12 protein-coding genes and 1 pseudogene are annotated in these 12,039 nt (G+C 63.2%); 2 read left to right on the top strand and 11 right to left on the bottom strand.

The features are described from left to right. Nucleotides 1-55: 55 nt before the first annotated feature. Entirely contained in the window at nucleotides 56-1,915 is a 1,860-nt protein-coding gene (locus tag P6U31_RS20895) for an ABC-F family ATP-binding cassette domain-containing protein (RefSeq protein WP_407183563.1), read from the top strand. A gap of 152 nt (nucleotides 1,916-2,067) precedes the next feature. On the opposite strand, the pseudogene P6U31_RS20900 reads toward P6U31_RS20895, so the two are convergent. From P6U31_RS20900 to P6U31_RS20940, 9 genes and pseudogenes are all read right to left on the bottom strand, one after another. Continuing rightward, nucleotides 2,068-2,373 (bottom strand): annotated as a pseudogene (locus P6U31_RS20900) (tripartite tricarboxylate transporter substrate-binding protein); the annotation flags it as partial. A gap of 26 nt (nucleotides 2,374-2,399) precedes the next feature. Continuing rightward, nucleotides 2,400-3,365, bottom strand: a complete 966-nt coding sequence (locus tag P6U31_RS20905) for a transporter (protein ID WP_407189901.1) — start codon at nucleotides 3,363-3,365, stop codon at nucleotides 2,400-2,402. 140 nt (nucleotides 3,366-3,505) lie between these two features. Then, nucleotides 3,506-3,667, bottom strand: coding sequence for a hypothetical protein (locus P6U31_RS20910; protein WP_407183564.1), 162 nt, complete (start codon nucleotides 3,665-3,667; stop codon nucleotides 3,506-3,508). Nucleotides 3,668-3,712: 45 nt separating this feature from the next. Then, nucleotides 3,713-4,933 (bottom strand): DUF1214 domain-containing protein, encoded by a 1,221-nt coding sequence (locus tag P6U31_RS20915; RefSeq protein ID WP_407183565.1) that lies wholly within the window; start codon nucleotides 4,931-4,933, stop codon nucleotides 3,713-3,715. Nucleotides 4,934-5,136: 203 nt separating this feature from the next. Continuing rightward, the gene (locus tag P6U31_RS20920) at nucleotides 5,137-6,078 is read right to left on the bottom strand and encodes an HlyD family secretion protein (RefSeq protein WP_407183567.1); all 942 of its coding nucleotides are present in this window, start codon (nucleotides 6,076-6,078) and stop codon (nucleotides 5,137-5,139) included. Continuing rightward, nucleotides 6,075-6,320, bottom strand: coding sequence for a DUF3302 domain-containing protein (locus P6U31_RS20925; protein WP_407183568.1), 246 nt, complete (start codon nucleotides 6,318-6,320; stop codon nucleotides 6,075-6,077). The genes P6U31_RS20920 and P6U31_RS20925 overlap by 4 nt, the downstream gene beginning before the upstream one ends. 14 nt (nucleotides 6,321-6,334) lie before the next feature. Beyond that, nucleotides 6,335-8,053 carry an arylsulfatase gene (locus tag P6U31_RS20930; protein WP_407183569.1) on the bottom strand — a complete coding sequence of 573 codons (1,719 nt, stop codon included), beginning with the start codon at nucleotides 8,051-8,053 and terminating at the stop codon, nucleotides 6,335-6,337. Beyond that, complete coding sequence (locus tag P6U31_RS20935) at nucleotides 8,050-9,066, bottom strand: formylglycine-generating enzyme family protein (protein ID WP_407183570.1); 1,017 nt, start codon at nucleotides 9,064-9,066, stop codon at nucleotides 8,050-8,052. The genes P6U31_RS20930 and P6U31_RS20935 overlap by 4 nt, the downstream gene beginning before the upstream one ends. A gap of 16 nt (nucleotides 9,067-9,082) precedes the next feature. After that, nucleotides 9,083-9,466, bottom strand: a complete 384-nt coding sequence (locus tag P6U31_RS20940; protein WP_407183571.1) for a hypothetical protein — start codon at nucleotides 9,464-9,466, stop codon at nucleotides 9,083-9,085. A 100-nt stretch (nucleotides 9,467-9,566) separates the two neighbouring features. Between P6U31_RS20940 and P6U31_RS20945 the strand changes: the two genes are divergently transcribed. After that, nucleotides 9,567-10,886, top strand: a complete 1,320-nt coding sequence (locus P6U31_RS20945; RefSeq protein ID WP_407183572.1) for a helix-turn-helix domain-containing protein — start codon at nucleotides 9,567-9,569, stop codon at nucleotides 10,884-10,886. A 36-nt stretch (nucleotides 10,887-10,922) separates the two neighbouring features. Here P6U31_RS20945 and P6U31_RS20950 read toward each other — a convergent pair whose 3' ends face one another. Both P6U31_RS20950 and P6U31_RS20955 read right to left on the bottom strand, forming a co-directional pair. Then, nucleotides 10,923-11,408 carry a hypothetical protein gene (locus tag P6U31_RS20950; RefSeq protein WP_407189902.1) on the bottom strand — a complete coding sequence of 162 codons (486 nt, stop codon included), beginning with the start codon at nucleotides 11,406-11,408 and terminating at the stop codon, nucleotides 10,923-10,925. 178 nt (nucleotides 11,409-11,586) lie between these two features. After that, nucleotides 11,587-12,039: a DNA polymerase III subunit chi gene (locus tag P6U31_RS20955; RefSeq protein ID WP_407183573.1), complete on the bottom strand. Its 453-nt coding sequence runs from the start codon at nucleotides 12,037-12,039 to the stop codon at nucleotides 11,587-11,589.

Consider the following 12,039-nt stretch of genomic DNA (forward strand, 5'->3'; position numbering starts at 1 on the left):
CTGCGGGCGCGGAAAAACGGGTTGCGTTTGATCCCGCCTGCGGTGACAAGGCCGCATGCTTGTCATCTCCGACCTCTCCATCCGCCTCGCCGGACGCCTTCTGATTGACCAGAGTTCCGTGCAGATCGCGCCGGGATCGCGCGTCGGCCTGGTCGGACGCAACGGCACCGGCAAGTCGACGCTGTTCAAGGTGATCCGCGGTGAGCTCGCCGCCGAGCACGGCTCGGTGACCCTGCCGCCGCGCTGGCGCATCGGCAGCCTGGCGCAGGAGGCCCCGAACGGGCCCGAGAGCCTGATCTCCGTCGTGCTCAAGGCCGACCTCGAGCGCGACGCGTTGCTGCACGAGGCCGAGAGCGCGACCGATCCGCATCGGATCGCCGAGATCCAGACTCGCCTGGTCGACATCGATGCGCATTCGGCCCCGAGCCGCGCCGCCGCGATCCTGTCCGGCCTCGGCTTCTCCGCCGCCGACCAGCTCCGTCCCTGCGCCGAATTCTCCGGCGGCTGGCGCATGCGCGTCGCGCTCGCTGCGACGCTGTTCCCGGCCCCAGACCTTCTGCTGCTCGACGAGCCCACCAACTATCTCGATCTCGAAGGCACGCTGTGGCTGGAGGATCACCTCGCGCATTATCCGCGCACGGTGATCGTGATCAGCCACGACCGCGACCTCCTGGAAAGCTCGGTCGACCAGATCCTGCATCTGGAGCGGGGCAAGCTCACGCTCTACAAGGGCAGCTACTCCTCCTTCGAGGAGCAGCGCGCCGCGCGCGAGCTGCTCGATGCCAAGGCGGTCAAGCGCCAGGAGGCGGAACGCGCGCGGCTGCAGGCGTTCGTCGACCGCTTCAAGGCCAAGGCATCGAAAGCCCGGCAGGCGCAGTCCCGCGTGAAAATGCTGGAGCGGCTGAAGCCGATCACGGCACTGGTCACCGAGGACGTGCGCGAGATCAGCTTTCCCGCGCCGGAAAAAATCCTGTCGCCGCCGATCATCGCCGTGGACAACGCGTCGGTCGGCTACGATCCGGCGAGCCCGGTGCTGAGCCGCGTCACCTTGCGCATCGACAATGACGACCGCATCGCGCTGCTCGGCGCCAACGGCAACGGCAAGTCGACGCTGGTGAAGCTGCTCGCCGGGCGCCTCGCGCCCTTCTCGGGAAAGGTGACGCGCGCGGACAAGTTGTCGATCGCCTATTTCGCGCAGCACCAGCTCGACGAGCTCAACGAGGACGCCTCCGCCTACGACCATGTCCGCAAGCTGATGGGCGATGCGCCCGAAGCAAAAGTGCGGGCGCGCGCCGGCGCGATCGGCTTCTCCGGCAAGGCGGCCGACACCAAGGCCGGCAAATTGTCGGGCGGCGAGAAGGCGCGGCTGCTCCTGGGCCTTGCGACCTTCTTCGGCCCCAACATGATCATCCTGGACGAGCCGACCAACCATCTCGATATCGACAGCCGCGGCGCCTTGGCCGAAGCGATCAACGAATTTCCCGGCGCGGTGATCATGGTCTCGCACGACCGCTATCTGATCGAGGCCTGCGCCGATCGTCTCTGGATCGTCGCCGATCGCACCGTGACCAGTTACGACGGCGACCTCGATGAATATCGCCGCCTGGTGCTGTCCACGCGCAACGCCGACGCCCCGCGCGAGCGCAGCGCGCCAAGCGAGAAACCGCAGCGGGCGAAAGCGGACAATCGCGGAGGCTTGAAGAAGCGCATCGCGGAGGCCGAGGCCGAGATCGCCCGCGTCAGCGAGATCATCACCAAGATCGACACCGCGCTCGCTTTGCCCGACATTTTTACACGCGATCCCAAGCAGGCCGCGCAACTGTCGAAAGCGCGCGCCAATGCTGCCGACGCGCTGGCGCGGGCCGAAGAGCAATGGCTCGAGGCGAGCTCGCAATATGACGAGGCGGCGGGGTAGCGCCTCGGCGGCGAGGCCGCCTGATCAAAACCTGCAAAACAACCCCATGCACCGTACCGGCATTATAATACCGAACGCTTAGCTATTGAACGGGCTGCGCTTTACCCGCTCGATCGGCCGCCTGCAGCGTGGCTCGCGCGCGCCGGACTCGCTCAATCCGCGTATTGCCCGGCGGCCTTGATGATCGGCGCCCAGCGATCGATTTCACTCGTCAGCATCGCGCCCAACGCCTCCGGCGTCGCCTTGTCCTGCGGCACCGGCTCGGTGTTGATGTCGTTGAACCGCGCGATCAGGGCGGGATCCTTCAGCGCGGTCTGCAGCGCTGCCGTCAGCTTCTGAACGACCGCCGGCGGCGTGCCCTTGGGCGCATAGAGGCCGTGCCAGACGCCGAGCTCGAACCCCTTGAGGCCGGCCTCGTCGGCGGTCGGCAGATCAGGCAGGCTCTTCAGCCGCTCCTCCGGAGCGCGCGGCAAAGGGAGCCCTCTCAGCGCTTTCGAACCGCCGAGTTTGCTGACGCGGGTTCTGGCGGAGCCGGCGAAACCGCGAAGGTCACCCATGTGCTCCAAGTGCTCGCACGGTTCTCGACCTCCAGATCCTTGTAGCCCTTAATGTTCAGATATCCCTGATAGCCGTCCGACATCGGAATGATGAAACCTATCTGCGGTCCGATGCCAATCGCACGCCCGCGGAAGCCGCCGAGCTTGGCGCCCGGACCGGAATCATCGGTGATCTGCTGGTAAAAGTAACCGGCTACGCCGACCTGGAGGTGCTTGCTGAGGAATTGCGACGCCGCCCAATCGACGTGGAAGTCGAGGCCGTTCTGATACTGCAGATAGGGATTGGGCAGGCTGTAGGTCAGCCCGCCGACGACCGAGAATTCGTGACCGGTCTTCGGGTCGAAATAGGTGTAGCCGGCACCTGCATCCCAGGCGACGAAGCCAAGATTGAGGTTTGCCAGACGGGTCGGATCGTAGGTGCCGCTCGGGATGTTGCTGGTGATGTAGACCATCTCATTGTGGACGCCCTGATTCCATTTGAGCGTGCCTTGATAGAACACATCGGAGACCGTGGTCCGATTGTCAGTTCTGCCTCCTGAAATGACGTTTCCGGCGGGGCCGGTCAGCGTGGCGTCGATCCCGAGACCGACATTGCCCGGCGCAGCGATCAACGAGATCGCGGCTTGCCCGCCAAGCACGGGGGTCGGTGAGACGTAGGTGATGCCAAGGGCGAGCGCATCGGCGTGCGCGTTCAGCCCGGTGACGACGGACCCGCTTGCGCCGCCGCTCGTGACGAAATTCTTGGTGGCTCCCGCATCGGCCTGCAGGTGTAGATAGATCGACGCGTAGGCCCAGCCCGGCACCGTCGGCGCAGCGGCAAGGCTGCCGAAGATGCCCGGCAGCCAAAAGCCGACACCGCCGGCATCGGCGCGGGCCGTATCGACCTCGATCATTGATGTTGTTGCGCCAAGCAAGAGCGCGCAGAGCACTGTACATCGCTTCATGGCTTTCCTTCGCCATTCATTGTCCCCGCTTTCAGAGCATGGTGACGGCAGCGTCCGGGCGGAGGACGTTTTTCGACGTGTCTTGATGGTCATGGCTTTACCCCCTCACTGGTTGCTGCAAAGCTCGTCAGGACGTTCTGCGCGTCATTGAACGTGAGCACGATTCCCGTGAAGTAGACCGCGAAGAACAAGGCCTGGCCGAGCAGCCATATGTTCTTCCCGGTGATGCTGGGCAGATAGTAGAAATTCACCCAGACCCCATTTTGCGAATCTTGCGCCTGCCGCCGTGGCATCACCTATTGCGCAGCGACTTTCTCGACGTCCGGCAGCGACCATTGCTTTTCGAAGAACTCCTTCTTAGGCCCGTAGGCGCGAAACATCAGCTCGAACTCGCGCTCGGGATCGGTCGGCACCCAGTTCGATTCCTTTCCAACCGGCGCTTTGGGTCCAAAATAGATGTCGATCGAGCCGTCCGGATTCTTCTTCACGTCGGTGCTGTTGGAAGCGCGGCTGGCACGGCTCATGTTGCGAACGAGCGCGTGGGTCTGTCGGTCGTAGACGGTCACGGACCAGTATTGATCGATCGGGACGTTCGGCGGCACGGTCAACTTATAGGCGTTGCCGCCGTCGAGGGTCTGCCCGTCTTTGGATTTAGGTGTCAGCAGGTAGAACTGGCCGACACCGAGGCGCTTGATGCCGATAAAGCCGAGCGTATAGATCATGCCGCGCCAATCGAGCGGATATGACTCGAGCTCTGCATAACGGGCGGACATGGCTTTCGCGAGCTCCGGCACGCCGCCCGGGCGCCAGTTCGTCCCGGGATAGAAGGTTTCCCAACCGGCTTCGTAGCGCGCATCGAGCCAGGCTTTGGCGTCGACTGCAGCTTCATCGAGGATGACGCGCAGGTGGGCATCTGGCTTGTACGGCTTGCCTTTCTCGATGCCGAGCGTCCGAAGCGTGTCGATCATCGCCCTGTCGCGCTCGAGCCAGGTGTCTCGCTGGATGACCCTGTTCAGATTCTCGAAATAGGTGGAGTCGAACCGGATGGTGGAATCGAACAGGATATCCTGCGCGTCGGTGAACACGGTGGGCGGCGGGTTGGCTGCCGCAGCGAGCGGGTAGATCTTGATCTTCTTGCCATAAGCGATCGACTTCGCCACGTCGGCGTCGCTGTGACTATTCATGTTCGAGCGAATGAGCGCATATCCCTCATACGTATCGGATTGGAGCGGCGTGTAGCCGGTCGGCGGCGCCGCCGTATGACCGGGCGGCAAGATGACGAATTTTCCTCCTGCACCTTTGTCGACGCCAAGCAAGCCGGCATCTTCGAGCGGCATCTGCCAGATCGTCACCATGTTGACGTTGAGCGAACCGCTCTGGTCGGCGGGTGGAACATCGATGACAACAGGGCCAGCATGCGTATCGAAAAAAGTCATGAAGTAGATGGTGTCGGGGTTCGGCGTCAGCGTCTGATTCATCCAGTCCAGCGCGCGTCCCCAATAGACGACTTCGCCCACCTTGGCTTTCGTCTTGGTCAGCATCTCCTGCCGCATCAGTTCGTAGTTCACGACGGGCATGCCCCAGATCACGGCTTCGACCGCGCGGCTTCTGACGAGACGATCTTGCAGCGGCGACGTCTGCGCGGCGGGAGCGCCGGCAAGACAGAACAGCGAAAACGCGGCAAGTAATGCTCTTCTCATTTCGTGCTCCTCCCTCCAGCTCAAAACGGATTTACGTAGTCGAGAATTGCGACCTGCCTCAGCAGGATCCGGCGAATGACATGGCTGATCTTGACGCGATCGGTGAATATCGCGGCCGTGCCGGTCGCGCCGGCGGGCAGCCGTTGCGCAAACATGGCGTCGTCCAGCACGACGCGGACGACGAACGGAACGGACGTGATCGTCTTGGGCATCACGGCCGCTCCGGAAATTTGCGCCTGTCCCGTCGCAACCGCCTGAAGGACGCTGTCGACCTTCCCACTGACGACTTGTCCCGGCGCGAACTTGAACGCGATCTCCACCTCCTGACCAGCAGCTACATAACGCGCATCGATCTGGTCGACTTCGACCACCACGTGGGTTGCAGACGTGTCGATGAACGCCATCACCGGTGAGACGGAAAGATTGCTCACTCGCGCTCCCGTGCGCAGCGCCAGATTGGTGACATACCCCTCGGCCGGCGCTCTGACGGTGGTCTTGTCCAGGTTCCACCGGGCCCCCTCCAATTGCGCCTTTAACTGGTCGACCTCGGACTGTCGTTGCTCGACGTCGAAGGCGCGGCCCGCGTCTCGTTCGTAGAGCCTGGTCATCTGGTCTAGCCGGGTGCTCGATAATTTGAGCTGCGCCTCGATCGCTTTGACTTGGGCTTCGAATGGAACGGGATCGATCCGAAACAACACGTCGCCCTGCTTGAGGGGCGTATTTGGCTGGACGGGGACGTCGACGACTTCGCCGGCCACGTCGGGGACGATGGCCACGGCGTTCCGGTAGACCAGCGCTTTGCCTTGCGGCGCGCCCCACCCCATCGGAATGAACAGCAACACGTTCAGGAGCAGCAGCACGATGAGAGGCGAGGACTTCCAGAACGTGGTGAAGCGGATGAGCCCCAGCCAGACCAACGTGAACAGCAGCGCCAGATAGAGCGCCATCAGTGCGATCATCATGGCTGCGGCTCCGCCGGCCGCCTCGCCGGCACATCCACATAGGCCCAGATCAAGGCGACCGGCCACAGCGCGAAGCCGAAGATCAGCGTGATCCAGCCGGCGACTGCGACGGCTTCGGCCCAGGGGTGCCCTCGGCGCCTTGCGACGTGACCGGGAGTCGAACCCATCAGCCATAGCACAAGGATGATCACGGCGATCAGGATGCCGAGGAGGATCCATGCGAGGATGTCATAGGCCGTCACCGATCTTCGCTCCCTCAGTTGCTCTGAATCGCCTCGAAGCTCTTCTGCATCTTCTCCACGATCTGATCGATACTGAAGCTCTGCGGGCGCTGGCTGGGCGGAAACTCCTTGAAGGTGGCGAGGAACTTGGCGACGACGGGTGGTCCGAACAGAACCGGCGCTGGATTGCTCAGAATCCAGTCGTAGTAGCTGTTCGAGGTGATGTCCGCCCTTTCGTATGGGTCCGATCGCAGGTCGAAGAACTTGGGCATGCGCAGCTTGGTGAAGGGTTCGGCCCAAATACGGAGAGTTCCGTTCGCGCGCTGCTCCTCGAATACGATCTTCCAGTTCTCGACGCGCAGCGCGACCAAGTCGCCGTCGTCGTTGAAATAGACGTACTCCTTGCGCGCGCCGCGCTCCTGCTGACCGGTGATGTACGGAAGCTGGTTGAACCCGTCGAGGTGGACCTTGAACGTCCGCTCGCCGATCTTATGCCCGGTGAGCAGCTTCTGCGTGATGTCGGGATCACCGGCTGCGGCAAGGAGGGTGGGCATCCAATCCAGGCCGCTGACGATCTCGTTCGAGACCGAGCCCGCCTGAATGCGGCCCGGCCAGCGGATCATGCAAGGCACCCTGAAAGCTCCCTCCCAATTCGTGTTCTTCTCGCTCCTGAAGGGCGTAGTCCCCGCGTCGGGCCAGGAGTTCTGATGCGGGCCGTTGTCGGTCGTGTAGAGCACGATCGTGTCGTTGGCGATTCCGAGATCATCGATTGCCTTGAGGATGCGTCCGACCGTGTCGTCGTGCTCGATCATGCCGTCGGCATATTCCGTCCGTGCTGTCAGGCCCGGCTTGTCGCGGTGATCTGCGCGAACGTGGGTGCGAAAATGCATGCGCGTCGCGTTGTACCAGCAGAAGAACGGCATATTCGAGCGAGACTGACGCTGGATGAAATCGATCGCAGCCGCAGAGGTCTCGTCGTCGATCGTCTCCATCCGCTTCTTCGTGAGTGGGCCGGTGTCCTCGATCGTCTGTTTGCCGACTTTGCCCCAGCGCGGATGCGTGGTGGGATCGTCGCGGTCGGAGGCCTTGCACTTCAGCACGCCTCGAGGCGCGATCTGGGCCTTTACAGCGGGGTCCTGCGGATAGGTGAAGGACTCCGGATCCTCCTCTGCGTTCAGGTGGTAGAGGTTGCCGAAAAATTCGTCGAAGCCGTGGACGGTCGGCAAGAACTCGTTGCGATCGCCGAGGTGATTCTTGCCGAACTGGCCCGTGGCATAGCCCATAGGCTTCAAGAGCTCCGCGATCGTGACATCCCGCGGCTGGAGGCCGATCGTGGATCCGGGAATGCCGACTTTCGAGAGGCCGGTGCGCAACGTGCATTGTCCCGTAATGAAGGACGAGCGCCCCGCCGTGCAGCTCTGCTCGGCATAGTAGTCCGTGAACATCATGCCTTCTTTGGCGATGCGGTCGATGTTCGGAGTGCGATATCCCATCAGGCCGAGGGAGTAGGCCGAGAGATTCGTCTGTCCGATGTCGTCGCCGAATATGACGAGGACGTTCGGCTTACGACCTGACGAAACGGCGGGCGTAGTGGGCGCGGCTGACGTGCCGGCCTTAGGAGCTTGCGCAAGAGCGGGCCCGGCCAACGTGGCTGCCGTGACCAGGGACGTCCCCAGCAACAAATCGCGGCGACCGATGTCCAGACGGCGCTGTTGCTCGCCGCGACCTCTGCTAGATGTCACGTCCCTGCTCATACTGCCTCCTCACCTGCAAAGTTTGAATCCTTTGTACGGTCCCGACGCGGCCTCATCACGCATCGGAAGCCGACGTGACTCGTCGACGTGTCCACGGCCTCGGCGTGTCGTGCTGCTGGTCGGTATCGTCTGCAGTAGTTGGGCGCGCAAAGGTGCGAGCCGCCCTTCAGCACTTTGCGTGGAATACGGATATTCGGTTGCTGCGGATCGTAGCTCGCCGCTTCGGGACCACCCCGCGGGTTCTGCGGAATACAGCAGGACTTCGGTTCATCCGCCTGATGTCCAGAGGACCACCAATCGGACGTCCACTCCCAGACGTTGCCGATCATGTCGTAGAGGCCGAAGCCGTTCGGCGGGAAGGCCTTCACGGGCGATGTTCGCTCGAAGCCGTCCTCGCAGCGGTTCTCCAAGGGAAAGATCCCTTGCCAGGTGTTCGCCATGTGGCGACCCGACGGCGTGAAGGCATTGCCCCAGGCGTACTCCTCGCCGTCGAGCCCGCCCCTTGCGGCGAACTCCCATTCCGCCTCGGTGGCAAGCTCCTTTCCCGCCCAATTCGCGTAGGCGAGCGCATCCGCATACGACACGTGGACCACGGGATGATCTTGCAGATCCCTGATGTTGCTGCCGGGACCGCTCGGACGCCGCCAGTTCGCGTCCTTCTTGAAGGTCCACCACTGGCTCCAGTCAGCTGTGTCCCGGATGTGCTGCGGCGGCGAGAACACCAAGGATCCTGCGTACAGCATGCTCGGCAGTGCGCCGGGGTAGTCTTTGGGGTCGGGCGCGATCTGTGCCGTCGTGATGTGACCTGTGGCGTTGACGAACTCTTTGAACTGTCGGTTCGTCACCGGAGTGAGATCAATCCAGAAGCCGTCGACCTGCACATTGTGAGAAGGAGCTTCCTCCGGGTAGTGCCGGTCCGAGCCCATGCGGAAAGTGCCGCCTGGAATCCAGACCATGTCGCCAGTGTTTCGCCTTGCCTGCCGGGATTGAAGCTCGGGCTGCAGCACTGTCATTCCCCCTGCCGCCTCGCTACTGAGGGCAGTAATCCCAAAAGCCCTGGGTCCTGGAGGGATCGGTGTAGTACCAGCACATGCCGGGTGCCGGCGCCGCGCCCGCCCAAGCCGCCGCTGTCGCCGCGGTCACGAAGCCGATCGCAGCACCAGCTGCGATGGCGCCGCCGACCGGCCATCGATACCAGCCGGGTCGCGCCCAGCGAACGCCGCCGCCGTGATAGCCAGGCCGAACGACCGTCGTTCGGCGCACGGCGACGTTGCCGCGTGGCCCGACCACCGCCGTGCCGCGGCGGACCACGGCGCCTCCGCGCGGACCAACCACAGCGCCTCCGCGATGTGCGATGGCGCGGACCGGTGTGACATCGTCTTCGAATTGGAAGCTTGCTGCGTGAGGCGCCATGGGCGCCGCCCCAAGCGTGCCTGGGGTGGCAAGGCAGACCGCTACGGCGAGGAGGATCGAAGGCGCACTACGGAAAGCAATTCCAGGCAGACGATCGAAATTGGGGCGACCAAACGGCATTGTCAGGCTCCAGACTTTTCTTGTTTCGCGCGCGAACGATACAGGCGCCTATATCAGCCTCACGGTGATGGGGATTGGGGTCTCCTGTCGGTGCGCTGCTTCGGCGGGGTCATCGCGTAGTGATTGCATACCAACGATAACTCACCTTGCGCCTCCTGTGATGCGCGGTTTGTGCCATTGCGACGCCCTGCCGCGTTCGACCGAAAAACGATTGGCTTTCAAATGGATGGAACGCGTGCAATTCGACACGAATTGGCCACGCCGCTTTTTCGTCGCAATGACGGCGGACGTTGAGATGCGGACCAGAGGATCAGAGATGCCGGGCGTCGTCAGGATGATCGAGCGGGGTCATGGCGGCAGCACCATCAGCTGCGGCGAGATCACGATCGACGGGTTCGAACAGCTTCGAGCCGCGACCCCGACCAGCAACGCCGAGATCATCCAGATCCAGCCCGGTCGCATGCAGGGCCATTTGAAGCATGCGAGTGTCGCGGGACTATCGCTTGGCTTCGGCACGTTCTCGCACGGGGTTATCTCCCGCGGCGTCTACAGCGACGACCGCATCACGATCGGTTTCCTGACGGAGACCGGCAGGCAGACAGCGCGCTCGCGGAGCATCGGCGGCATTCGGATCTGGTCTCCCGGCGTGGAACATCAAAGCCGCTACGTCGCGGGCGTATCGTTCGGCGCACTCTCAGTCTCGACCGGAGACATGGCACGCTTCTTCGGACCCGACAGCCGGTTCAGCGAGCCGACCGTGTGGCTGGTAAAGAGTGCGTTTCGCACCAATCCTGAAACAGGCCAGGCTTCGACCCACGTGCTGAGAAGCATCATGGCCGGCTTCGAGCGATGCGCCGGCAAGTTGGGACCGTCCGAGGCCGAGTACTGGAAGCGCGCCATCATCGAAAGCGCATGCTACGCGATTGCAAACTCGGAACGATCGGAAATCTTCGTCTCTTCACCCCAACGGCTGGTGCGGAGAGCGCAGGACTATCTCGATGGTTCGGGCGATGCTCCGGTCCACATCTCGGAGCTTCTCTCCTATTTGCGCGTGTCCCGGCGCGCGCTGCACCGAGCCTTCGACGAGGTCCTCGGCATCCCACCGATGAGATATCTGCGGCAAAAGCGGTTGTGCGAGGCGCGGCTGCTCCTGCAACAAGGGGTTGCGACCGGGATCACGGTGGCGGAGGTCGCCTTCAAGCAAGGCTTCTCCGATTTCAGCCGGTTCTCGGCTTACTACCGCGCCCTGTTCGGCGAAAATCCATCCGAGACATTGGGCAGACATCCAACCCGGAGCTGAAGGCAGCCCGCCGACATTCCTTGTCCGCACGGGCACTCAGGCGTGCTTCTTCTTCGGCTTCGCCGCCTTCGGCACCGGCTGCGGCTCGGGATTGCCTTCGATCGAGGACAGGCGTCCCGAGGTGAAGGTGTAGATGCCGGCGCGCGGGCCGGTGGTCCAGGTCACTACGGCGACACGGCGGCCGGCGGCATCGTTGGAGAGATTGACGCTCGAGGGCGCGCCGATGCCGCGCACCACATCGCATTCGGTATGGCCGAGCGCGACCGTGCCGCCCATCGGCGCCGGCGCCGTCGTCGATGCATTGGCATCGGCCGGCCCGGGCGGTGGCGCCATGCCGGGACAGGCGCCGTCGGCGCTGACGAGATCCTCAGCTCCGACCGGCTTGTCCGGGGTCAGCGGCGGCGACTCGATCGAGATGTTCTTGATGAAGAGACGGCCGGGCCTCTGGAACCATTCGGCGTCCTTCGACAGCAGATCGGTCCCGCTCGAACAGCCCGCGACCAGCGGTGCTACGGCGGCCAACGCAATGATGAGCGAGCCGGGAAGCTTTTGATGTCGCACGATAAACCAAATTCCCCAGGTGAAGGACCAGCCCTAAGCGTTTGTCCCAACATCACTTTGCGGCACGAAGGTGGCCAAGACCAGCATCGCCCGAAAAGTGCAAATTATCATTAATTGCCAAGGATGATTGCCAAGGACGCTAATTCCGACGCTGCCATCGACCCCGCTCGTCGGCCTGCCAATAGGTGACATCAAATCCCCGCGCCTTGCAATCCGTCCAGGCGCTGCGGGCGAGTGCCAGCGCGTCCGGATCGTCGCCGTTGAACAGCAGCACCATGCGCTCATAGCCCTGCGCATCCTCCGGGAGGGCTGCGTTATCGACCAGGAAGCGGACATGGGCGCCGTTGGGGTTGCCCTCCTCGACAGCCAGCACGATCGGCTGATCGGCGGCATCGCTCACGCGCCATGTCGCGTGCGGCAGGAAGGAATCGTCGCGATAGGTCCACAGGTGCGCGTCGAGCGCGTCGGCCCGTTCTTCCGAGGTCGACTGCACCACGACCCGCCAGCCGCGCTCGAGCGATTTCTCGAGAAGCGGCGGCAACACGTTCTCCACCGTCATGTTTTGCAGATGATAGAACAGGACTTCGGTCAT

It is taken from the genome of Bradyrhizobium centrosematis, from assembly GCF_045571495.1.
Classification (GTDB): domain Bacteria; phylum Pseudomonadota; class Alphaproteobacteria; order Rhizobiales; family Xanthobacteraceae; genus Bradyrhizobium; species Bradyrhizobium centrosematis.

Excerpts from the sequence above, each read along its gene's own strand:
- P6U31_RS20895 (WP_407183563.1), top strand. The coding sequence starts at position 56 with ATGCTTGTCATCTCCGACCTCTCCATCCGCCTCGCCGGACGCCTTCTG.
- P6U31_RS20905 (WP_407189901.1), bottom strand. The coding sequence starts at position 3,365 with ATGATCGAGGTCGATACGGCCCGCGCCGATGCCGGCGGTGTCGGCTTT.
- P6U31_RS20920 (WP_407183567.1), bottom strand. The coding sequence starts at position 6,078 with ATGATGATCGCACTGATGGCGCTCTATCTGGCGCTGCTGTTCACGTTG.
- P6U31_RS20930 (WP_407183569.1), bottom strand. The coding sequence starts at position 8,053 with ATGAGCAGGGACGTGACATCTAGCAGAGGTCGCGGCGAGCAACAGCGC.
- P6U31_RS20935 (WP_407183570.1), bottom strand. The coding sequence starts at position 9,066 with ATGACAGTGCTGCAGCCCGAGCTTCAATCCCGGCAGGCAAGGCGAAAC.
- P6U31_RS20940 (WP_407183571.1), bottom strand. The coding sequence starts at position 9,466 with ATGGCGCCTCACGCAGCAAGCTTCCAATTCGAAGACGATGTCACACCG.
- P6U31_RS20955 (WP_407183573.1), bottom strand. The coding sequence starts at position 12,039 with ATGACCGAAGTCCTGTTCTATCATCTGCAAAACATGACGGTGGAGAAC.